This window comes from Pseudoalteromonas sp. A601 (assembly GCF_002165575.1).
Classification (GTDB): domain Bacteria; phylum Pseudomonadota; class Gammaproteobacteria; order Enterobacterales; family Alteromonadaceae; genus Pseudoalteromonas.
In genome coordinates this window covers 1-24,205 of record NZ_MXQF01000033.1, presented here as the reverse complement: position 1 = coordinate 24,205, position 24,205 = coordinate 1, and the positions used below count along the sequence as shown (strand labels likewise).

The following is a 24,205-nucleotide window of genomic DNA, read 5'->3' as shown; positions in this document are numbered from 1 at the left end:
TTGCAAGTGATTATCATGGTTTATATTATAAATTTGCTTATTTAAGCTTTAATATGAGGAATCAAAATGGACGCAAATCATTGGCATGAACGTTGGGAAAAAAATGAAATCGGTTTTCACGAAGGTGAAGTAAACCAGTATTTAGATCGTTATTTTACTAAGTTAAATTTACAGCAAGGTGATACTGTTTTTGTTCCTCTGTGTGGTAAAACTTACGATATTCATTATTTGTTAAACAAGGGAATAAAAGTAGTTGGTGCTGAATTAAGTGAAATTGCTATTTCACAGCTATTTAGTGATTTATCGCTTACCCCCACGATTACCAAGCATAATGAGCTTCTATGTTATAACGCAGCAGAGCTTACTGTTTGGGTTGGTGATATTTTTAACGTTACCAAGTCGCTATTATCTAAAGTTGATGCGATATATGATCGCGCAGCGCTTGTTGCCCTCCCCCATGAAATGAGAGATAACTACAGCCAACACCTTATTGAAATAACAGGCAATGCGCCGCAGCTTCTAGCAGTATTTGAATACGATCAAAACGAAGTAGCAGGTCCTCCATTTAGTGTTGTAGCGAGTGAAATACAAGCACTTTATGCAGCGTATTATAAGCTTAACTTACTGTGTGAAGAGCCTGTTGCAGGTGGATTAAAGGGGAAAGTGAGTGCTAATAATGTAATTTGGTACTTAACCTAATGCAATGATCAACTTTTCAGTTGTGAGATAATTAAAGTTCATCGCTTTTGAGCTTAATCTTATTTATATTGCGACAAACGTTCAGATCTTAAACGTATTTTTTGTTAAAGTAAGCTTATTGCAAGACATCTTTAACAATAACAAAAGCATTACCTTACTTTAGGATCTCCACATGAAACTACTTAAATCCTCGGCTTTAGTACTGTCGGTACTCGCCGGGCTTTCGTTATCAGGCTGCTCTGTAACGCAAAATACCACAGGGAGTACAGCAATGAGCCAAGTTAGTAATCCACTTACCCTTGAGCAAATCTATAAAGATAAATACTTCAAAGCACAGCGTAATACTTACTTTAAATGGTTAGACGATGGCACCGGTTACACAGTGCTTGAAGAGCGTGAAAGCGAAAAAGATAAAAATAACGACGCTGAGAATGCCAAAGCTGATGACGAAAAAGAACACGGCGTAAAAGGTAACGATATCGTATTTTACAATGCCGATGGCACGGGTCGTAAAGTTCTAGTTGAGTTTGAAAGGCTACTGCCAGAAGGCGCAGACGAGCCATTTGCAATCGAAAGCTACCAATGGTCAAAAGACGGTAAATGGCTCATGGTATTTACCAATAGTGAGCAAGTTTGGCGTTCACGCAGCCGCGGGGATTTTTGGTTACTCAACCTTGAAACCAATCAATTACAGCAATTAGGTGGCGCAGACGTTGAACCAACTAAGCTCATGTTTGCTAAGTTCTCGCCAGATAGCTCAAAAGTAGCGTACGTGCGTGATAACAATATTTATATGCAAGCGGTTGGCAGTAATGACGTAACAGCACTGACAACAGATGGCAGCGCCACCATTGTTAATGGCAACTTTGATTGGGTATACGAAGAAGAATTCACCATTGCTGATGGTTTTCGTTGGAGCCCAGATAACAAATCAATCGCCTATTGGCAGCTTGATACTAGCGATGTGAAGTTTTTCACTATGATCAACAACACTGATGAACTCTACCCTACTCTAAAAGAATTCCCTTATCCTAAAGCCGGTGAAACTAACTCAGCAGTTCGTGTTGGTGTGGTAAGTCTTGCTGACAAACAAACGCGCTGGGCAAATCTCGAAGGTGATAATCGCGATCGCTACATTCCGCGTATTAGCTGGGCAGGCACAGGCGATGAATTAATGATCCAAGATTTAAATCGTCCACAAAGCCACAACAAGGTTTGGTTATTTGACTGGCAAAAACAGCAACTGACTAAAATTTTAGAAGACAAAGACGATGCCTTTATTGAATGGTTTTATAAAGCTAACTGGTCAAAAGATGGCGAGTTCTTTATTTGGCATAGCGAACGTGACGGTTGGCGTCATCTTTACCGTGTATCGCGCGATGGCAAAACTATTATTGACCTAACACCTGGCGATTACGATATTGTTGATATGCTCACTATCAATGAAGAAAAAAATGTCATGTATTTTATTGCCTCGCCAGAGAACCCTGGCCAGCGTTATTTATACAGCACGCCACTTGATGGTAGCAGCAAACCTGTGCGTGTGACCCCTGTTCAGTTTGAAGGCTCAAACAGCTATTACATGTCAAAAGATGCCTCATGGGCCATGCACAGCTATTCTAAATTTGGCACCCCTCCAACAAAAGAAATCATTAAAGTGAGCGATCACAGTAATGTTAAAACCTTAGTTGAAAATAACGAGCTGAAAGAAAAACTCGCTGAGCAAAGCTTACCAAGCCATGAGTTTTTCAAAGTCAACGCGCAAGATGGCACCGAGCTTGATGGCTACATTATGTTTCCAAAGAACATGGATAAAAGTAAAAAATACCCGATTGTTTTTTACGTATACGGTGAACCCTGGGGCTCAACAGTGCAAGACCGCTATGAAGGTAATAGTTACTTGTATAAATCACTATTAACGCAAAAAGGTTTTATTGTGGCATCGGTTGATAACCGCGGTACACGTGCACCCAAAGGCCGAGATTGGCGCAAATCGATTTATAAAAAAATCGGCTCAATTACCGTGCAAGATCAAGTTGATGCGCTAGATGCCATGGCCAAACGTTGGGATGTAATCGACACCGACCGTGTTGGCGTGTGGGGCCATTCAGGGGGCGGCAGTTCAACCCTTAACTTATTGTTCCGCCATGGCGATAAATTTAAAGTGGGTATAGCCTCAGCGCCAGTGCCAGACATTCGTTTATACGACACTATTTACCAAGAGCGTTACGCGGGTAACCCAAATACCGACCCAGAGAGCTACGATAACACCTCGCCAATTACGTTCGCGAAAAACCTAACTGGTAAGCTATTGCTTATTCACGGCACAGGCGATGACAACGTGCATTACCAAGGCTCAGAGCGTTTAATTGACGAACTTGTTAAGCACAACAAACAGTTTGAGTTTTTCTCATACCCTAACCGCTCACATAGCTTGCGCGAAGGCAAAGGCACCACTTTGCACTATCACACCATGATGGCCGAGTTTTTTGAAAAGAACTTGTTAACTAAATAATTGATTTAAAAAAGTAAAATACTGAAGCCGCATACTAATTATTAGTGTGCGGATTTTTTAATCAAAGTGTAACGGGGGTTTACAGAGCGTAGGTTGGGTAGAGTGCAGCGAAACCCAACAAAAATTTGTAGGTATTGGCAAAGTAGTTGATGCTAATGACAAGCGACATCATGACTCCTATCTTTTCTGGCTCTATATAAACCAGTCTCGATAAATTATACTAAATAGAATCAAATTTATTGAGAGTAATCATGGCAGGCAAAGCAACAAAACAAATTATTGAGCAGCTAAAGGACTCTAGTCACCCTCCAATTGTTCTACTTGATGGCGCTTGGGGGATAGGTAAAACTTACTTAATCGATAATGAACTAAGCCCGTTGATTGAATCTGATCCTCAAGAATTTGGTGATTATCATTACATCTCAGTGTTTGGCATACAAAATGTCACAGAATTTCAGGATCAAATCGTTTCACTGTATATATCCAACCAAAAAGAAGGTTCAAAGTACCTTGATGGTTTAACAAACTTAAGTAGCAAACTCGCTCGTATGTGTGGGGCTGATGTTAGTGAAGCGGGAGTTATTCAAGGTGTAATATCTGGAACTACAGGTTTTCTTCGTCAAAAAGCAATCCAAAATATGAAAGACGTTACGCTAGTCGTAGACGATTTGGAGCGATTAACAGATGAAAAATTAATTGCCGACATAATGGGAACCTGCTTGCGATTTGCTGAAAATAACAAAATAAAAATCATTGCAGTAGCAAACGTGGCTGCATTAAAAGATAAAAACAAAATTGAAAAGTCTTTTAGTGACGTAATCAAACTTACTAGAACGACAGAAGAGCTGCTTACCATTATTAATCAAATTTATAATGACGTGTTAGAGCCTGCGGTGGAAAAGGTAATTTTTCAAACGATTAACCAAGCACAAACGTTTAATATAGATATCAATAATTTACGAGTGCTTCAACGAGCCGTAAATAGAATCATAAAATTAATGAAAAGAGTTGGCGATATCGAAGAAATAGATCAAAGGCGTAGTGCCGAAATGTTAACCCAACATATTCTTCTTCTGACGCTTTATTGTTACTCTAACAAATTAAACTGGGAAGATTTTGTTTTAATACTAAGTAATACTAAAAAGTGGCGAACCCACCAATTGACAGTAGCAAGAGCCCGTAAAAAAGACCAGCCTCAGGTGGAGAAGCTTTCCGAAGAAGAGCTGCGGCAAAAAACTTTGTTCGATCAATTAAGTTCACTGCTTAACGGCTTGCCTTTTATCGATGTTTTGGCAGAATACTGTTTTACTAACCTTGTACCTGAACTCAGTGATGAAGAGTTCATTAAGCGATTTCAACTACCTAGACCATCTAATCCCATAGATATTTTTAAAGCTCACACATTTTATAGTTTTACTACTGAAGACGAATTTGAGCTGGGTATTAAGCAGTTGGAGGAATTACTCTTTACCATGAACAATGTAAATTGGTCAGATTGGGTAATATGTTGTGATACATATCTGTTTATGTATGAACGAGGGTACTTTGAAAACGCTAATATACCTAAGCTTACTAATAAGCTAGAAACAAGAGTTTTAGAAGATGGGGTTATAGATCTAGACACAGTAAATAATTCTCGCCTAAATTTTAGAGATTACAAATCTAATCAAATTAGGACGGCTAGCTTTGAGCAAGCCATTAATAAAATATATCAACGCTCTGAATCTAAGCATGAAGCTTCTATTACAGAAAGCTTCTTAAAAGATTGGCGAAAGACTATTCATAAACCTCAATATCATATTGAAAATAAGCCATTTTTCCATAGTATTGATCACGAAAAACTCGCAGGAGCTATTGCTCAATGGACCGCGATGGAAATAGCTGATTTCGTAGGTTTTATTAGAAAAAGATACCTTATAGCTAATCATCTAGAAAAAGATAAATTAGAACTACCTGCTATAGATCAACTTTCCATGCAATTGGAGTTAAAGCGGAAGGATATACCTGGTCGTCTACAAAAAGGTGTTCTTAAAGAATTAATAGTTGAGCTTAAGAATGCTGTAACTACTATAAAGGATAGGCAGCAGAAAGATTCTCTTAACTAAATGCCTAATAATACTAAGGCCATAATCTTGAGCTAAATAGTCGAGAGCGCAGTGGTATTTTTAGCCTCAGCCTGAAAATATGAGCGTATAAATAAAACCCTTCATATGTTCAGTGTGGAGGTAAGTGATCTATATCAATAAACGCAACGAATATATAGACCGGATAAGTCTCGCTGCTGGTGCTCGATTGTCACTATATTATTATTGTCTGGATTTGCGTTATTAATTTACTTTTAGCCTTTTCATCGTGCTGAGGTACAACTACGTCTATTTTTACTTCTAAGCCTAAAGCTTCCATTAAGTCGAACGCGCGGCCAATTGATAACGATCCTGTGCCATTTTCAAAGTCACTCACTGTATTAATGCTAATGCCAGAGAAGTCCCCCGCTGTTCTTTGATCAAGTTTTTGGCTTTTTCTCACTATACTTGCCAATTTACCTAATTGTTTTGCTGACTTTATTGTGACTTCCATTACCAATCCAAAATTCACAGTGTTTTGTATCAGACGTCAATTAACTTGTCCGGTCAGCGTCAATTAACTTGGCCGGTATTTGAATTAAGTTTCATTGCTTGTTTTTTACGATAGCTTTCACCTTCGATTTTATAGATGTCACTGTGGTGAACAAGTCTATCGATAGCGGCAACTGTCATCATGTTATCGCCGAATATACTATCCCATTCACTGAATGCTTGATTTGATGTGATCAACAAACTACCTCGTTCATATCGATGGGCAATCAATTCAAACAATACCTGACTTTCACTGTCATTCTTTTTTACGTAGCCGATATCATCCAAGATCAGCAATTCATACTTATCAAGTTTTTTAAGCGCGTCATTTAAGCCTAACGTTTCTTTTGCGCGCTGTAGCTCTTGAACAATAGCAGTGCTAGTGCTGAATTTAACACGCACTGATTTTTCAAGTAATGAGTAACCAATGGCACAAGCTAAATGAGTTTTACCTAAGCCGCTAGCGCCGAACAGCAAGATATTATGACCTTGTCTAAGCCAATCAATCTGACTCACTTTTTGTTTTATTTGCAGTGATGTAACACCTTCAATTTCATCGAACTTATATTGATGGAGCTGTTTTCCAACAGGTAACTTACTTTCTTTAAGCAATCGTTTTAATCGGCTTTCATGGCGATGGGTCGCTTCCAACTCGCAAAGCTCAGCAAGAAATAACTCAGGCTCCCATTGCTCTGTAACAGCCTTTTGAGCAATCACTTCCCAGTCTTTAGCCATTGCACTTAAGCGCAGCTCTTTTAATAATATCGGTAAGCTTTGAATATTAGCCATACAAGCCTCCAAGTAACGCATCGTAATCACTTATTTGATGTTGTTGGCTTACAATGTCGGGGATAACAATTGTGCTAGGTCCAAACATTTTGCGGCACAGTTCAATCGATATCCGTTTACCCTGTTCATGGTTTTTAAATACATAACGGCCAAGCGCCTGTTCGCAATCATAGTTATGAGCGAGCAACAATAACTCAACCATATAACGACAATCCTTATCACTGACGTGCTCTTGGGTTAGTTGCTGCCACAGTAAACTGAAATCACCTTCAGGAATTAAGTCTTCGCGTAATTGTGAGTATTTAAACGCATTAGGCTTTTTCGCAAGTGAATGGATCACATGCTTATAGTCGACTGCGCGTGAGCGTAGGTGGCCTTGTGCATAAACTCTTGGTAATGATAATGTTTTTTCGTGACCAAGAAATAACTCAAGCCGGGTATCATAAATATGAACAAGCAATCGATGTCCAATAAGTCTGGAAGGCACGGTATATGTCACTCGCTTTACGCTAATGGTACTGCTTGATGTGACTTTGACGTATTGTTCGCTGAAATCATTCGTCCGACGCTTAGGCAGTTCACCGAGGTGTTTACGCTCTTCCTCAAACCGCGTTTTGCATTGACGATTAATTTTGGCGACAATTACATCTAAAAACGATTGATACTCGTTAATTGTCGTGAAGTTACGACTACCACGCAGTCGTAATTGCTGGTCGACTTTCTGCTTAAAATGGCTATGTGCTACCTCAATAGCCCCATTTTCGTGAGCAACGCCTTTATTGTTTCGAGTCGCAACAACGCCATAGTGTTTGCATAGCTTTTGATAACGCTCAGTTAAGGTTTCTTGTTCATAATGGTTATTGAATGCAGCGCTTAAGCTATCTGTACGGTGAGTTTGTGGAACACCACCACTGCGCCAAAAGGCATTTTGTAAACCGGTAGATAGTGATTCAAAACTTTCCCCTCCAAAGACGACCTGCGCATACGTCCAACCGCTAAACACCAGTTTGTAATGGAAAATATTATGCTCGAATATTTCAGCATTAATAGTGATTTCAAGCTTATTCATCCAAGTGTAATCTGTTATGCCCATAAATCCGGGCATGTACTTTTGGCGAAAGATAACTTCTTGTTCGGGTCCTTCGGTGGCCAACCATTTTTTAACTCGACGCTGCAATGTGCGCAAATGATTGTGACCAAACTTACCTGGCATAACGGTATCAAGATAGTCTAATAATGTGATGGGTTGAAGCGCTGGATCAGCCTTAAGTAATGGCACCAAATGTTCTTCAAATGAACCATCAAGTGGATCTTTGCGAGTTCGATAAGTTCTGGTTTGCTTTGAAGTTGAATGTTGCCCTGATTCGATACGCCTAGCAGTGCGTTCTGACATACCCGCTTGGGCTGCGGCTGTTGCTTGTTTATGATCCTTACGATAAGACATATATAAATTAACCTGTTGTTTGGTTATGGGTTTTCCAGACATATCTTTCTCTGTTGAATTTGATATATCTGAAGTGTACCAAAACCGGTCAACCTAATTGTCGTGACCCGGCCAAGCTAATTGTCGCCTAATAGTTTTGTGAATAGTAGTTAAAAAAGTACAGAAAAGCTAATAATTCACAATATTTTGTGAATTAAGGCGGGAAGTAACTAAGTAAAGCTAAAATTCACAGTATTTTGTGAATCATAACCAAAACTAACTCGTAACCAACTAAATTCACAATAAACTGTGAATTTATTTCTCTATAAACTAACACCTCTTTATCTACCCAACAACCCTTCTACCCATTCTAAAACGAGGCGTGTATCTCTAGTTGAAAAGCGCTGTTTATTAGGCACGCAGTAGCAAAACTCAGATTCAACCGCGTGAGTATTAAAGTTTTTTAGTAACTCCGTGTTTAAAAGTCGTTGTACAAGAGTGGTTGAGCAAAACACCAGTCCTGAATCAGCCATAGCTTCTTGAATGCCAAACAGCTCTTGGTCAAAGGTTTTAATAATAAATAACGCAGGATCTAAGTTGTTTTGAGTAAGCCATTGTTTAATTGGTGGCTCGCTCAGGGCGTTGTTTTTCCATTTTGTGGTATACAGCGTAACTGGGCCATTTTGCCATGGGGTATCTGCTGCTTTGTATGAGCCGAATACGTTAAATTGTTCGGTTTTAATAATGTCGTCGGCGTTAATATTGTGCCGTTCGCTAAAACGAATAGGTAAGGTGTGGGATTGTTTATCAACGGCTTCACTGGTTGATATATCTACTTCAAGGTCTGGATGGTTAATCGATAATTCCTGTAATGCGGGAATTAAGCGCAGTGCGGCCAGTGATGAGGTGGTGGTTATTTTAACGGCTCTGCCTGTGGCTTGCACAGTTGCCAGCGCTTGCTTGATGCGGTTAAAGCCGTCACTCGTGGCCGCACTTAAATATTCCCCGGTTGGTGTGAGGGCTACCTTTCTAACTTGGCGGTAAAATAGATCCACATTTAAACGACTTTCAAGGTTATTTACATGATGTGAAATCGCGGTTGGCGTGATGGATAGTTCATCCGCGGCGGCTTTGAAACTGCCTAAACGTGCCGCAGCTTCAAAGGCTTTAAGCGCTTGTAGTGAAACTTGCATAAGTGATATTCACAAAGAATGAAATTAATTATAGATGAGTATAACTTACTTATGGCTGAGGTTAACTCGTTTGTGAAAAAACACTATTAGTTAGATGATTGTTGCACACTTACTAACAGGATAAACTGTATGACTACCCTACTTCACATTGATGCAAGCGTAAGAGCTGCTAAAAACGACAACCCAAGCCACGATTCAATCTCTAAAAATATTGCTAAGTGTTTTACAGATAACTTTGCAGAGCACCAAGCTATAGATGAGTATATTTATCGTGATGTAGGTGTGAACCCGCCGCCTTTTATTACTCAAGATTGGATAGGTGCGGTATTTACCCCAGAGAATAAAAAGACAGCTGAGCAACTACAGTTATTGGCGTTGTCAGACACATTAATCGCTGAAATTGCAGCCGCTGATATTATTGTGATTTCCTCGCCTATGTATAACTACGGGATGCCAGCGCAGCTAAAGGCGTGGTTTGATCAAGTTATTCGGATCAACAAAATCTTTGATTTTGATCTTTCCCGTGGTGACTTCCCGCTACAGCCTTTGTTAGGTGGTAAAACATTAGTTGTGATCACTTCAACCGGTGAATTTGGTTTTGAGCAAGGCGGCATACGTGAACACATGAGTCATTTAGTGCCGCACTTGCGTACGTTAAGCAAGTACTTAGGTGTTACAAGCATTTATGAGATAGCTTCTGAGTATCAGGAGTTTGCTGATGCTCGCCATCAACAATCGTTGAGTAACGCTTATAGTCAAGCAATAGCACTTGCGCAGAATATTAGTTATGGAATGACTTAATGGAGCAAATACCACACTTGTTAGTGTGGTATTTATAAGCAAAATGTAATGGGGGTTTACAAATATAGGCCTACCTGTGGCAAATTTATATTTTTAGTGACAGGCTAACTACAAAACGGCGGCCAAATTCTTCGACTTTCATTAAGGAGCTGGTGTTGTCAGTTTTGGCGCTGCGAGTAAGGGGTTCGTTGGTGGCATTAAATACATCTAAGCGAAGACTCGCACTGGTTGAGTAAAACCAACTAAAACTTAAGTCGGTGCTGATGTAATCTTCAACATAGATATCAGCGTTATTACTGATGTCTCGCTGCTCTAAAAAGTCACTACGATAGTTTATATTGATTGCGGCTTGCCATTTATCATCACTGACCAAAAAGCGCAGGTTACCAGTCCAATCCGAGACCCCTTCAACATCAAAATTATTTTCACCAAAAGTTATAACATCAGCATTTGTTATATAAGTAAGGTTTGCTGATAATTGGCTTTGTAAAAACCATGGACTGTATAGGGGGAGTTGCCATTGTGAACTAGCCTGTAAACCATTTACAGTCGCTTTGCCATCGTTAGTTTGTTGTAGGGAAATATAATTTAGCCCTTGATAGTTAATCGTTTTAGTTTGTTCAACTATAAAATTATCCATATTATGGTTAAAAGCTAGTAGCTGTAAGTTTAAATCCTCTGGTAGCCAATTAACTGAAAGTGTGCTGGTATTAGCAATAACAGGCTCTAAATTTGAGTTACCCAGCTCGGTATAAGGTAAACCACCGGAGTTTACATGTAGTTTGGGGTTAAGATCCGAATAGTTCGGTCGGTTAATCGTACGGCTATAACTCGTTCGCCATTGCCAATATGTTGATGGTTGCCACTTAATATTAATTGAAGGCAACCAAGAGTTATGATGATGATTTTTATTTAAAGGTGTTAATTCACCATCAGTTGTAAGCTGAGCACCTTGTGTTTTATTTAATGTATCACTGTAACGTAGCCCTGCGTTTAAAGTAACGTTTGCTAATTGCCACTGTGAAGATAAATACCCTTCATTTGATTCAAAACTAACTTGATAGCTATTAAGGTAGTCGTTATCAGTAATATTATTAAACGGTAAATTGATATCATAGAGCTGAAATAAATCGCTTTTTGGGATCAACCACGACTGCACTTTTGAATTAATAAAACTAGCGCTAAAGCCATGTTGAATTGGCTCCAGCCAGCGGCCATCTAATTTAGGTAGATCGTTTAAAGACTGGGCGTCTAAACTAATATCTCTGCGAGTATAACTATACTGTTGTGTTGAACTTAAAAAGCCAAATTGTAAATGCTGAAAACCTGAGTCAGTTGAACTTTCCCAGCTGCCATCAATTCCCCATTCATTCACTTTATTAAGTACATTGATAGTACGTTTACTCATTTGATTGATATGTGAATAGCTATTAACAAGACCTAAATTACGGCTAAAGCTATAGTCATTTACAGAATTAGTTTGTAAATCAACGTAGGCATTCATAGGGGAAAGTGCAGCATGCACTCTCGTGATGGGCTCTTTGGTTTCGCTTTTTGCTTCGCTACGGCTATAAAAAGGAGAAAGAGTTAATGGTATCTGCTCATTTGGTTGCCAGTGTGCATCTACTTGCAGCGTTTGATTAGCATAATATAACTTAGACTCTTCACGGCTGGTTTTAGCATTTACATTACTAAAAAATAACTCATTTATACTATTTAATGGTGTTGAAACCTCTGCAATTGCATTTTGACTTTGAGGGTTGATCCCTAGTCTATGCTCATCAAACGAAAAGTCAGTATCGGACCTAAACCAAAGTGTATTGAGTGTTAAATGCTCTGAAGCTTGCCATGTTAAAGCGCCGTAATAAGTGGCGCGAGTGCGATCTTCGTTTTCGATGGTTATTGCTAAACCGTCTGTCGGTACTAAAGTGTTATCGTCTAATTCTGACCACTGGTATTTACTCGGAGCACCACTATTATCACCCCAGTGCCAGCTTTCAAACTGATATTGGCGCTGTAAGCGATTTTCGTAGTTCATTTTGAAAATAACACCTATGTTGTCGCTTTTGCCATTTGCGGTTAAGCCGAAGCTCGGTTGAAAATTACGATCGCCTTCTAAAGTTGCTGCGGTTAACATGACTTGTAAGTTATTTTCTTCATATGCCAGCGGATCATCGCTCAATAAGTTTACAGTTGCCCCAATAGCACCACTTGGCAAGCTCGGCTCTGCTGTTTTATACACGGTAATATTTGAGAATAGCCCTGCGCTGAAAATATCAAATCGATGTTGTTGCCCATACTGATTTGAGTTGCGCACGTTTTCAGTATTAGCTAGACGGCGACCATTAAAAAGCGTTAATTGATATTCAGCGCCTAGCCCCATAGCATTGATGTTAAGTGCTTCACCGCGATCACGAGTAATGCTTAATCCCGGTACGGCTTGTAATGCTTCGGCTAGGTTTTCAGCGGGTAATTGTGTCAGCATAGCGCCAATAGCAACTTCACTCTCCCCAGCATAATCACTTTTTACTTGTTGCGCATAACTCACTGCCTGCTGGTAATTAGTATTGTAGGTGTCTGCAGAGGAAGCTTTGGGTAATTGCTCGGTCACTGTAACTTCTTCTAGAAACTTAGCTTTTGTAGCTGATGAAGGTGCTTTATTTACTACTGTTGTTTTGAAAATAACGATACCCGCGGGTGTTTTTTTCCAGTTTAATTGGTGAGGTTTCAGTAGTTGATTTAGTGTACTTTCGAGAGTTGTAACTTGGACTGGTTTTTGCGCTAGCCCTTTGAGTAATTGGCTATCGTAGATTAATGCTGTATTAGATTGCTCAGATAAAAGGGTAAGTTGCTCTATTAAGCTTGAGCCCGTTGTTGCCTTCGTTGTAAAACTAAGGCCCAAAAGTGCTACACATAATAAACTGCTTATACGTAACATCTATGAACGGCCTTTCAATTTCATTAAACCCTAAGTGTGAAGAATTTAGATGAATAATTTATGACAGCACCCATGATTTGAGGGTAAATAGAACCAACTCATCACTCAATAGGGCTTAAAACTACACTGTCGTCAAAACTATTGATTTTGAGTTGATTTAATTGCGCTATTAATGTCGCTGCGCCCACAACATCTGCGGTTTTAAAACGCCCGCTAACACGCAGTTGGGCATCAACATTATTTAACACTAAAGGTTTGTCGGTATAACGATTAAGTTGAAAAATTGCATCGTTAATTGTTACATTCTCTAAATCTAGCCAGCCAAGTTGCCAGTCTGGTTGGGTTGCTTTAAATGTAGTAACAACAATATTATTATCACTGACACGGGCACGCTGGCCTTTAACTAATTCTACTTGCTTTGCATTATTTGCCGTATTGACTGCGACTTTGCCGTGAAATACATCAATGGTTGTTTCACGGAGAGTTTTATCAATATTAAAAGCAGTACCTAGTACACTAATTGTTGCGTTGCCTGTATTAATTGTGAATGGACGCTGTTCATCACGCTTTACAGAAAAGTACGCTTCACCTTTGCTCAAAGTTGCTTGTCTGGTTTTATCGTTCTCATTAAACTGTAAATCAGTTTGCGTATTTAATGCGACCTCTGTGCCATCCGATAAAGTAATGTCAGACGCTTTTGTTGCAAAAAACTGCTGCGCTGCAACAAGTGTTGATGCTTGTGGTGTTGCTGGATCACTTAAGTGAGTTAAGCCAATAAATGCCATAATTAAAGATGCAGCAACCGCACTACCCCACACTAATAAGGGGCTCTTTTTACGCGGTGTTATTGCCGTAGGCTCATTCAACTTTTGCTGTGAATCTGCTTTTTGTAATGCTTGAATGAGTGCCGTATCTTGCCAAATTGCTTTTTCAAGCTGCTCATTACTTTCATCGTCAGGTTTGAATGGGGTATGCATTAAATTTCTCTATCTGTCTTTATTACTAATATAACGACTTAACATGCTCTAAGGGGACAATTAGTCGGCGATAAATGCGCTGATAGCATCTTTAAGCATATCCATAGCGCGTGAGATATGCTTTTTTACCGCTTCTTCAGATAGACCTAAGCTTTGCGATATTTGCTGGCGGCTCTCTCCATGTAAGCGCCTACGAATAAATACATCCCGACGTAGTGCAGGCATTTGTGCCAGCACTTGCTGATACACACGCAACCGCTGCTCATGCTCAAGCAGGTTTTCTAGAGAAAGGTCATTACTTTCAGGCTCATGTTCTAGGCTCTCAGGAGATTTCTTTTGTTCACGATGATGATCAACAACCAAATGGTGTGCCATGCGATAGCCATAGGCTAATGGGTTATCTATATGCGCAGTACATTCAATTTTTAATGCTTTCATTAGCAGTTTCTGAAATAAGTCATCAGCATCGGCATCTTCACCAACGCCACGACGAAAAAAACTTTTCAATGCATCTTGGTTAGCAATAAAGCATTTTACGAGTGGTCTATTCTGTTGGCCTTGTTCGCTTATAAGTGATGGCGACGTCTGTGTTTGCGGCATTATTTTTATCGTTATCTATAAGATTAGGTTTTTTAATAGACGCTAATACTAGAGCAAAGGTGACACCTTTTTTATGATGATTTAATGACACTTTTGTGATGCTGGTGTCGTAAAACCGACACAAAAACTTCATCGAATAAATACGTCCCCTATTAATTTTACGCTGCGTCATTAGAAGCGAAATCAATTTAAAGTCGTAATACTTACAACAGGAATAACATGATGACTAAGCGAGTTTTTACATTATCACCTTTAGCACTAGCATTAAGCGCATTGTTTGTCGCACCTGCATTTGCACAAGATACTGAAAATGAAGAACAAGCGATGGAGCAAATCGTCGTAACGGGTAGCTATATTAAAAGTTTAGAAAAAGCGATAGATTTAAAGCGCGAGAATATCGGTTTTTCAGATTCAATCGTGGCGTCAGATATTGCTGATTTCCCAGAGCAAAATTTAGCTGAAGCATTACAACGTATGCCAGGTGTAACCATTGAGCGTAACAAGGGATTAGGCCAAAAAGTTAATGTACGTAGCTTACCGAGCGAGTTTACCTTTGTATCAATTAATAATCTTGCTACCGCCTCTGGTAGTGGTGGCCGAGATGTTGAGTTTGATATGTTCGCTTCTGAGATTATTCAAAGTGTTACGGTGAAAAAATCGCCGACGGCTGTTGATGAAGAAGGCGGTATTGCGGGCTCTGTTGCAATTACAACGGCACGGCCATTTGATTATGAAGGACGCAAATTAGTGGCATCCGTTGAAGGTGCTTATAATGAAATCTCAGAACAAACAGATCCTAAATTTGCATTTCTAGCGAGTAATACGTTTGGTGATTGGGGGGCGCTTGCTTCGATAGCTTACTCAGAGCGAACAAACAGAACAGATAGTAACTCAGGTATCGATTTTCGTCCGCTTTCACGCTGGTTAGAAAAATCAGGTTCATCGCAATGGCAATCAGATCAAGCAGCTGATGTACTTGAGCGAGATACGGGAATTACGATTAATGATCGTTTCGATAGCGATGAAACCAGTCGAGTGGTGTTTTTAAACAAAGTAGGCGATCGTTCCTATTTAACCGAGCAAGAAAAGTGGGGCGCAACGCTTTCATTACAATATAAACCAAGTAGTGAATTTAGCTTAACTTTTGATGGCCTCCTGGGTAATTTTGACGATCATGAGGATGAATACGATGCTGCTGCCTATGCGGCTTCAAGTATTAGTTCTTTAGAACGTGTTAATCAATATGATAGTTCAACCTTAAGTGATTATGGCATTACTGTTTTAACCGATGTTGATTATGCAGCGACTCAACATGAATTTTTAAGTAAAGAAAACAGCAGTGATACAGACTACCAACAATTTAGCATTGCTATGGATTGGTTAGTCGGCGAGTGGGATATTAATGGCTTATTTGGCTACAGTGGTGCAGATAAATCAATTGAGTCGACAAACTTAAAGCACACAACCTATCGAGCAACTCGTTCGCGTTATACGAGTACCGGTGCAGAGACTATTCCAAGTAATAGCGCAGATACTTTTGATATGTATAATTCTCCAGAAGCTTATTTATTTGATTACAATGAAGTTAATCGTGAGGCTATTTCAGATGATAAATATGCTGCGCAACTAGACTTTACTCGCCAGTTAAATTTAGAGTTTTTCCCTGCGTTAACCAAAGTGCAATTTGGTGCACGGTACACTGATAAATCAAAAGAGCGTAATTACGGTTCTAATCGAGTAACCGGTCCATCAGCAGGTGATTCTTCTTGGGTTGGTACGCGTACCTTAGCTGATAGTGAACTGACAAGTATTACAGATCTGGTAAATGGTGGTGAGTACTTATCTGAAGTGCCATCAAAGCAAGGTTGGAGTCAGGTTTCAAACAGTTATGCCCGCGAGCAACTTAGATACGAAGGTTTTGGGGTAGATTTTGAGCCAGACCAATACTATCAAGTAGAAGAGAAAACAACGGCAATTTACGCAATGGCTGACTTTGCTTTTGATATAGGTGATATGCCGGCAACGCTTAATACAGGCGTGCGCTATATTGATACCGATGTAAATTCATCAGGTTATCATCAGGTTCAAAATGATGACGGTACAACAAATTATACCTCAGAGCCTGTTTCAAAAAGTGGTAACTACACCGACTTACTGCCAAGTATTAACTTTACCCTTGAACTTAATGATGACCTAGTTCTGCGAGCCGCGGCATCTGAAACACTTATGCGCCCTGCTCTCACTGATATTGCCTATAAACGCACTGTGAGTTTGAGTGAATTTAAATACCGTGATGGTAATCCTGACCTACAACCAACTTATGCCGACCAATGGGAAGTGGGCCTTGAATGGTATTTAGAAGAAGGAGGATTACTTGCTGTTTCATATTTTGAAAAAGAAATTGAAGGTGTTGTTCGTGAATCTCTCACCGGTGTAGTTGAAGGTGTGACTAAGTACAATGATAACGGTACTGTTGATGGTGTTTATGACTTTGATGTCTATCAAAAAGTGAATGCTGAGGGCTCGTATGATGTTAGCGGTATTGAGTTTATCGCGCAAATTCCATTTGTTCGTTTTCACAACATGTTAGATGGATTTGGTATTAACGCAAACTACACGACATTAGATAATTCATTAACGGGTGCATCTGATTTAGGTATTCCAACACCGCCAGAAGGCCTCGCTGATGAAACCTATAACCTGACTTTTTATTATGAGAATGAGAGCTTTGATGCGCGTATTTCATATAACTACAAAGACAAGTATGTTGAGTATATTGAGCGTGATATGTACCCAGTTTATCGTGATGCTTACGGGCAAACAGATATTTCATTAGGTTACAATATTAATGACTCTATGAAGGTAACGCTTGAAGGGATTAATATCACTGACGAAGAAACCACAGGTTATACTCTTGATCCTGCTTTCCCGACTATGTATGAGTTCTCTGGTCGACGTGTATCGTTAGGCTTTAGAGCTATTTTTTAATTATAAAAACTTATATTGCTGGGAGTCTATACGCTCTCGGCTTTTTTGTTTTAAATATGATAGCAGGGCATTTTTATGAAGTTATTGCTACCTTTAATACTGTGCATAGTTACTACAACATTACATGCTACTCCACTAAGTAATACGCAAATAGCCTTTGTGCCGGATATTCATTTTCATGATATTTATGGTGATTTTTCAACAGAAGGGTTTGAAGGCATTGAATTAGGTAAAGCAGAAAAGCCTGTAAGTATTCGTAGTATGCAGGCGCAGATCCATTCAACCCGTTTATTTAATGAAAACTACTTTGCATTAATTGCCACATTAGATGACATTGCGGCTAAGGGAGTAAAGTTGGTCGCCTTACCAGGGGATTTTACTGATGACGGTCAACCAGTACATTTACAGGGCTTAAAAACTATTCTTGATGGCTACGCCAAAAAACATGGTATGCGTTTTTTTGCTATTCCAGGTAATCATGATCCCGTTAAACCGTTTAAAAGCGCAGGCGGTAAAGCTGACTTTTTGGGATTGGAAGGTCAGCAAGTGGGTATTTACTCAACGGATCACCCGCGTTGTGAACATACCTCCATAGATAACAACTCTCTAGTGTGCAGCGATAAAATAGCCCATGCAGGGTATAAAGAAATCGTTGAAATAATGGGAGCATTTGGCTTGTTACCTGATAACCGTGACTTACTGTGGGAAACCCCTTTTGGTAAAGCAGGTTCCCTAGACGAACGTCGTTACACACAATGCGTAAAAAACGACAAAACCAGTTGCAAGCAAGTTCCCGATACGAGTTATTTAGTTGAGCCTGTGAAGGGACTTTGGTTGCTTGCTATAGATGCTAATGTCTATATCCCGCAGTTTAAAAATGGCACTATGGTTTTTCAAGGTTCAGGTAATGCAGGTTATAACAAGGTACTGACTGAGAAACCTTTTTTATTAGATTGGATCACGAAAGTGGTTAAGCGTGCTAAGCAGCAAAATAAAACCTTGATAGCTTTTAGCCACTTTCCGATGGGGGAGTTTTATGATGGCCAAACGCAGTCGATTAAATCATTATTTGGTGATTCGGCTTTTCAGTTAGCTAGAGAGCCTAGTATTGATACCCGAAAATTACTTGCCGAAACAGGTTTAAAACTGCACATCGGCGGGCATATGCATATGAATGACACGTTCGTTATTGAAAGCGAACATAACACCTTATTTAATATTCAAGCACCCTCTATCGCGGCGTACCGCCCTGCTTATAAGTTAGTTACACTTAATAATCAGTTGGCAAAGGTCGATACTATTACGATTGATAATGTTGCACAGTTTGATTTGTTGTTTAGTGCTTATCATAAAGAACATGATTATCTGCTGAAAAACGCCCCAGAACAGCTGTGGAATAACCGAATTTTGACAGCCAAAAGTTACCATAGTTACAGCAAAATGCACTTACAAGCTTTGGCAAAATGGCGGTTTATTCCTAGGGAGTGGCCGCAAGGTTTTCGTGAGCAAGTGCTGAATATGTCGTTGTTAGAGATTACAGCTTTGTTTAATATTGATATTCAACTACCAAAAGCACAACGACAAGGCTTGCAGACTAAAAGCGTACTCGATTTCATCATTGATTTTTATTTGGTGCGAAATGCTGGCACCCTCGCTTTTACTGATATATCGCAAGCTACGCAGCACATCTACCAAACAATGACCAATATATTAAATAACAATACAGGGTGTAATGTTAGCAGCGATACTAAAGGTGAAAACATTTGTCAGCTAAAATCAGCCCTAACTCAAGCATTCAGTATTTACGATAATCTTAATCATGCGCTACCAGATAAATGCTTAATTATTGATATATCTGAAAATAAACCATTGCAAAACTGTGCTGTGGATACTCTATCGCTATAACTGCGGCTTTAATAATTTTCCTGATGTAATGGGGGTTTACAGTTTTCGGTATATGTTGTTATAAATAAAAAAGCGCGAGAGTGTTAACTCTCGCGCAGTTCTTAAAACTAGCTTAGTGCTTTAATTAAATATCAAAGCGGTCAGCGTTCATTACTTTAACCCACGCTTGAACAAAGTCTTTTACAAAGCGCTCTTTGTTATCGTCTTGGGCGTAAAATTCCGCAAGCGCTCGTAGAATAGAGTTTGAACCAAATACTAAGTCAATGCGGCTTGCTGTCCACTTAGTTTTGTCAGTGCTGCGATCAACGATGTTAAAAGTAGTTTTGCTTGCAGGCTCCCAGCGATTATCCATGTCGGTGAGATTAACAAAAAAGTCATTGCTGAGTGTGCCCACATTATCTGTGAATACACCGTGCTGAGTGCCGCCATAGTTAGTACCAAGCATACGCATACCGCCAATAAGTACCGTGACTTCTGGTGCTGTTAAACCCATTAGTTGGCTGCGCTCTAGCAGTAGCTCCTCAGCGGATACAACATAATCTTGTTTTTGCCAGTTTCTAAAACCATCGTGAATAGGCTCAAGCACATCGAACGACTCTGCATCGGTCATTTCGTCTGTTGCATCACCGCGTCCAGGCGCAAATGGTACAGTGATATCAACGCCCGCTGCTTTTGCCGCTTGTTCAACGGCTGCGGTACCAGCAAGCACAATTAAGTCCGCTAAACTAACAGGCTTGCTTAAATCAGCTTGTACTTTTTCAAGCGCAGTGAGCACTTTAGCTAAGCGCTCTGGCTCATTACCTTGCCAATCTTTTTGTGGGCTTAAGCGAATGCGTGCGCCATTGGCGCCACCACGATGATCTGAACCACGATAAGTACGTGCGCTGTCCCATGCGGTGCTGATCAAGTCACTGGCACTGATACCACAATTTAAAAGTTTAGATTTTAGTTCACTCACTTCGCTATCAGATAAAGTGTAATCGACACTTGGGATCGGATCTTGCCAAATAAGATCTTCGCTTGGCACATCAGCACCAAGGTAGCGTGATTTAGGGCCTAAGTCACGATGGGTTAGTTTAAACCACGCTCGTGCAAATACGTCGCTAAAATACTCAAAATCATCGTTAAAGCGCTCAATGATTTTGCGATAAGTCGGGTCCATTTTCATTGCCATATCGGCATCAGTCATAATTGGATTTAAGCGAATTGATGGGTCTTCAACATCAACAGGTCTATCTTCTTCTTTAATATTTATAGGTTCCCATTGCCATGCTCCAGCAGGGCTTTTGGTGAGTTCCCAATCATAGTTAAGAAGTAAATAACAAAAGCCGTTATCCCATTTAGTTGGGTGAGTTGTCCATGCACCTTCAATGCCTGAGGTCATGGTATCGCGGCCAATACCGCGTGAGTTATGATTGTTCCAACCAAGGCCTTGCTCAAATACATCAGCGGCTTCGGGCTCTGGACCTACATTTTCTTCACTGCCATTACCGTGAGTTTTACCAACTGTGTGACCACCGACGGTGAGCGCTGCCGTTTCTTCGTCATCCATTGCCATGCGGGCAAAGGTTTCGCGAACTTGCTGTGCTGTTTTAAGTGGATCGGGTTGACCGTTTACACCCTCAGGGTTTACGTAAATTAAGCCCATTTGCACGGCCGCTAATGGGTTTTCCATAGAGTCTGGTTTTGCTACGTTGTCATAACGTTCATCACTCGGGGCAAGCCATTCTTTTTCAGCGCCCCAATAAACGTCTTTTTCAGGGTGCCAAATATCTTCGCGACCACCGGCAAAACCAAAGGTTTTTAAGCCCATTGATTCATAGGCCATGTTACCGGCTAAAATAATTAAATCAGCCCAGGATAATTTATTACCGTATTTTTTCTTGATAGGCCATAGTAAGCGGCGGGCTTTATCAAGATTGGCGTTATCAGGCCATGAGTTTAATGGCGCAAAACGCTGGTTTGCAGTGCCACCGCCGCCACGGCCATCAGCTAAACGATAAGATCCCGCTGAGTGCCACGCCATGCGGATCATTAAACCACCATAGTGGCCCCAATCAGCTGGCCACCATGCTTGGCTTTGAGTCATCAGGTTTTTTAAATCGGTTTTTACCGCTTCAAGGTCTAACTTTTTAAACTCTTCGGCATAATTAAAATCATCGTCGTATGGATTGGTCTTTGTGTCGTGTTGATGAAGAATGTCTAAATTTAACGCGTTTGGCCACCAATCAGTATTGGAATTAGACGCTTGTGTATTGCTACCGTGCATGATTGGGCATTTACCCGCACCTGAATTGCTCATTTTTAGCTCCTGTATCGGAATAAAAAACTCTACTTATTTAAACCATATCAAAAAAGCTTAGTTAGAAGTCTTAAACCTACTATCTAAGTTAATGTGTGATTAGCTTGTTTTAATAAAGTTTAGTTAATAGTTTCAATATAGAGTATAGATGGATAAAAACTAGCTTCAGAACAGGGTTTAAAGCGATTGAAGCCATCTATAAATTAGATGCTGTTGTTTATAAATCTTTAATATTAATCCAATTGTTTAAAGAAAAATGTTACTTTCTATACAGCTGTTAAAATAAGGTGGAAAATGCATGATTGACTTTATTGCTGTTTTTATTACTTTTTTTGCTGTTATTGATCCCATAGGCACGGTGCCTGTATTTGTTGCTGTGACCGAAAAATACGATGCGAAAACCAAGCGACGTATTGCACTTTTGGCGACATTAGCTTCGGCTGCAGTGCTAATCTTTTTTGTTGTTATTGGCGAAATAATCTTAAAAGCCTTATCTATTCCTTTACCTGCGTTTCAAATCTCAGGGGGAATTGTTTTATTTCTATTTGCATTGAGTATGATATTTGGTGATAGCAAACCCGAGGAGGAGCTCAAGCTGTTTGTTAAATCGGATAAACAAACCGCTATTTACCCTATTGCTGTCCCCTCAATTGCCAGTCCTGGCGCTATTTTAACGGCTGTATTGTTAACCGAAAATGCTATTTTTAGTATTTGGGAGCAATTGCAAACAGCATTAGTTATGTTGTTGGTTTTGACCGTGGTTTATGTATTAATGCTGCTTTCTGGCTATATCAGTAAAGTAATTGGCAGCAGTGGCGCCAGCGTGATTAGCCGTGTGATGGGGCTAATTTTGTCAGCGATTGCTACAACAAATATACTTACGGGGTTTACCGAATACTTTAAATTAGTTTCAATGTAGCTCAAGAAGAGAGTATCTACAGATTCTAAGTTATTTTATAAAATACTACATTTTAAGGATTGTTGTGATTACAAAATTACCCCGTTGGGTGGAATATGGCTCTTTCATATTAGCGTTAGTTGCAGGTCTGGTTAATGCAATTGGCTTGTTAGGGTTTAAACACCAATCAGTCTCACATTTATCTGGAACTGCGACTTCATTGGGTACAGGGATTATTAATGTAAGTTTAAGTGATGTGTCACAGCTTGCTTTTATTTTATTAAGTTTTGTTTGTGGCTCAATGATTTCAGGATTCTTTATCCGTAGTGGCTCGCTTAAACTAGGTCATAATTACAGTGGTCTATTAGCGTTTGAAGCATTATTGTTATTTGTATCCGTTTATTTCCTCGCTAATAATTTGATATACGGACATTACTTGGCATCGGCTGCATGTGGTTTACAAAATGCTTTAGCGACAACCTTTAGTGGTGCCATTGTTAGAACAACCCATGTAACGGGGATTTTTACTGACTTAGGCATAATGATTGGCGCAAGATTACGTGGTGAGGCATTCGATAAAAGAAAAGCGCTGCTCTTTATATTGATAATTACAGGGTTTATTTTGGGCGGAACAGTAGGCGCGTATTTTTTTAATATGCTTGGATTTAATGCGTTATTTATCCCTGCGAGTATTTGTGTATTTTTAGCTTTATCTTATTCAATTTATAGTGCCAGGTTTAAACACTCAATAAACAAGGGCTAATGTGAAACGTTTTCTTTCGCTTTTATTATTGCTTATTAGTTTTAGCATAAGTGCAGAACACGCTTATCAAATTCCTCGAAGTTCAGTGCTTGAGGTGACTGATCACACTATAAAGCTTAAATACTCCTTATCTATTAAGTTACCGCGTAGTTACAGTAACAAGCCAAACCGCACCTATCCTGTTATTTACTTACTTGATGCACCTTATGCCTTTGAGCTAGCCTCAGGTGCTACACGCTTTCCCATGAACAGCGCTAAAATGGATGAAGCGATACTGGTGGGGATTGGTTATTCACATGGTTCAAAAGGTGCATCTAGCCGAATTAGAGATTACACGCCAAGCAAAGCAAAGGATTGGCGGCTAGAGACAGGTAAAGCCGCACAACATATTACTTTTATTGCTGATGTGGTGTTTGAGCATATCAACGCTAACTATCGAGTTAAGCCAAACCACCGTACTTTAGTCGGAAATTCATTGGGAGGTTTATTTGCCACTCATGTGCTTTTTACTCAGCCAGACTTATTTAGCAGCTATATTATTGGGAGTCCGTCGGTGTGGTTTGATGATGAGGCGATCTTATCTCAGCTAATTACTGCGCCAAAGCAACCAACTAAAGTATATATATCGGTTGGTAGTAAAGAAACGCAAGAGTTTGGCGAAGGTCAAAATATGGTGCAGGAGCTAACAAGCTTGCGGCTAAAATACGTCAAAGAGACAGTAAGCATATTCAGTTGAAGATAAATATTATTGATGGGGCTAAACATAGTACGGCATTTCCAACAACGCTAATTCAAGGAC

General features: G+C 39.8%; 17 protein-coding genes. 9 read left to right on the top strand and 8 right to left on the bottom strand.

Going from position 1 to position 24,205, the window contains the following annotated elements:
- Positions 1-66: 66 nt before the first annotated feature.
- The 3 genes from tmpT (at position 67) to B5G52_RS18360 (ending at position 5,319) form a co-directional block, all read left to right on the top strand.
- Entirely contained in the window at positions 67-699 is a 633-nt protein-coding gene (gene tmpT, locus B5G52_RS18370) for a thiopurine S-methyltransferase (protein WP_087534105.1), read from the top strand.
- Between the two features lie 172 nt (positions 700-871).
- A complete protein-coding gene (locus B5G52_RS18365; protein ID WP_087534104.1) occupies positions 872-3,214 on the top strand; it encodes a S9 family peptidase in 2,343 nt (780 codons plus the stop codon).
- Positions 3,215-3,465: 251 nt separating this feature from the next.
- Positions 3,466-5,319 carry a P-loop NTPase fold protein gene (locus tag B5G52_RS18360; protein WP_087534103.1) on the top strand — a complete coding sequence of 618 codons (1,854 nt, stop codon included), beginning with the start codon at positions 3,466-3,468 and terminating at the stop codon, positions 5,317-5,319.
- A 193-nt stretch (positions 5,320-5,512) separates the two neighbouring features.
- Here B5G52_RS18360 and B5G52_RS18355 read toward each other — a convergent pair whose 3' ends face one another.
- The 4 genes from B5G52_RS18355 to B5G52_RS18340 all read right to left on the bottom strand — a co-directional run bounded on the left by B5G52_RS18355 (position 5,513) and on the right by B5G52_RS18340 (position 9,234).
- Positions 5,513-5,791 carry a helix-turn-helix domain-containing protein gene (locus tag B5G52_RS18355; protein WP_087534102.1) on the bottom strand — a complete coding sequence of 93 codons (279 nt, stop codon included), beginning with the start codon at positions 5,789-5,791 and terminating at the stop codon, positions 5,513-5,515.
- 59 nt (positions 5,792-5,850) lie between these two features.
- Positions 5,851-6,618 (bottom strand): IS21-like element helper ATPase IstB, encoded by a 768-nt coding sequence (gene istB / locus B5G52_RS18350; RefSeq protein WP_087534101.1) that lies wholly within the window; start codon positions 6,616-6,618, stop codon positions 5,851-5,853.
- Entirely contained in the window at positions 6,611-8,104 is a 1,494-nt protein-coding gene (gene istA, locus B5G52_RS18345; RefSeq protein ID WP_087534100.1) for an IS21 family transposase, read from the bottom strand. Before istA ends, istB begins: the two co-directional genes overlap by 8 nt.
- 278 nt (positions 8,105-8,382) lie before the next feature.
- Positions 8,383-9,234 carry a LysR family transcriptional regulator gene (locus B5G52_RS18340; RefSeq protein WP_087534099.1) on the bottom strand — a complete coding sequence of 284 codons (852 nt, stop codon included), beginning with the start codon at positions 9,232-9,234 and terminating at the stop codon, positions 8,383-8,385.
- Positions 9,235-9,363: 129 nt separating this feature from the next.
- On the opposite strand from B5G52_RS18340, the gene B5G52_RS18335 reads away from it, so the two are divergent.
- Complete coding sequence (locus tag B5G52_RS18335; RefSeq protein ID WP_087534098.1) at positions 9,364-10,035, top strand: FMN-dependent NADH-azoreductase; 672 nt, start codon at positions 9,364-9,366, stop codon at positions 10,033-10,035.
- An 85-nt stretch (positions 10,036-10,120) separates the two neighbouring features.
- Here B5G52_RS18335 and B5G52_RS18330 read toward each other — a convergent pair whose 3' ends face one another.
- From B5G52_RS18330 to B5G52_RS18320, 3 genes are all read right to left on the bottom strand, one after another.
- Entirely contained in the window at positions 10,121-12,973 is a 2,853-nt protein-coding gene (locus B5G52_RS18330) for a TonB-dependent receptor (RefSeq protein ID WP_087534097.1), read from the bottom strand.
- Between the two features lie 101 nt (positions 12,974-13,074).
- The gene (locus B5G52_RS18325; protein WP_087534096.1) at positions 13,075-13,950 is read right to left on the bottom strand and encodes a FecR family protein; all 876 of its coding nucleotides are present in this window, start codon (positions 13,948-13,950) and stop codon (positions 13,075-13,077) included.
- Between the two features lie 60 nt (positions 13,951-14,010).
- A complete protein-coding gene (locus B5G52_RS18320) occupies positions 14,011-14,550 on the bottom strand; it encodes an RNA polymerase sigma factor (protein ID WP_087534095.1) in 540 nt (179 codons plus the stop codon).
- A 219-nt stretch (positions 14,551-14,769) separates the two neighbouring features.
- On the opposite strand from B5G52_RS18320, the gene B5G52_RS18315 reads away from it, so the two are divergent.
- Entirely contained in the window at positions 14,770-17,538 is a 2,769-nt protein-coding gene (locus B5G52_RS18315; RefSeq protein ID WP_254911245.1) for a TonB-dependent receptor, read from the top strand.
- Between the two features lie 75 nt (positions 17,539-17,613).
- The gene (locus B5G52_RS18310; protein ID WP_087534093.1) at positions 17,614-19,443 is read left to right on the top strand and encodes a metallophosphoesterase; all 1,830 of its coding nucleotides are present in this window, start codon (positions 17,614-17,616) and stop codon (positions 19,441-19,443) included.
- A gap of 124 nt (positions 19,444-19,567) precedes the next feature.
- On the opposite strand, the gene katG is transcribed toward B5G52_RS18310, so the two are convergent.
- Positions 19,568-21,745, bottom strand: a complete 2,178-nt coding sequence (gene katG, locus B5G52_RS18305; protein ID WP_087534092.1) for a catalase/peroxidase HPI — start codon at positions 21,743-21,745, stop codon at positions 19,568-19,570.
- A 298-nt stretch (positions 21,746-22,043) separates the two neighbouring features.
- On the opposite strand from katG, the gene B5G52_RS18300 reads away from it, so the two are divergent.
- The 3 genes from B5G52_RS18300 to B5G52_RS18290 all read left to right on the top strand — a co-directional run bounded on the left by B5G52_RS18300 (position 22,044) and on the right by B5G52_RS18290 (position 24,142).
- A complete protein-coding gene (locus B5G52_RS18300) occupies positions 22,044-22,664 on the top strand; it encodes a MarC family protein (protein WP_087534091.1) in 621 nt (206 codons plus the stop codon).
- A gap of 64 nt (positions 22,665-22,728) precedes the next feature.
- Positions 22,729-23,406 carry a YoaK family protein gene (locus tag B5G52_RS18295; RefSeq protein WP_087534090.1) on the top strand — a complete coding sequence of 226 codons (678 nt, stop codon included), beginning with the start codon at positions 22,729-22,731 and terminating at the stop codon, positions 23,404-23,406.
- A gap of 1 nt (position 23,407) precedes the next feature.
- Complete coding sequence (locus B5G52_RS18290) at positions 23,408-24,142, top strand: alpha/beta hydrolase (RefSeq protein WP_369679938.1); 735 nt, start codon at positions 23,408-23,410, stop codon at positions 24,140-24,142.
- Positions 24,143-24,205 lie beyond the last annotated feature (63 nt).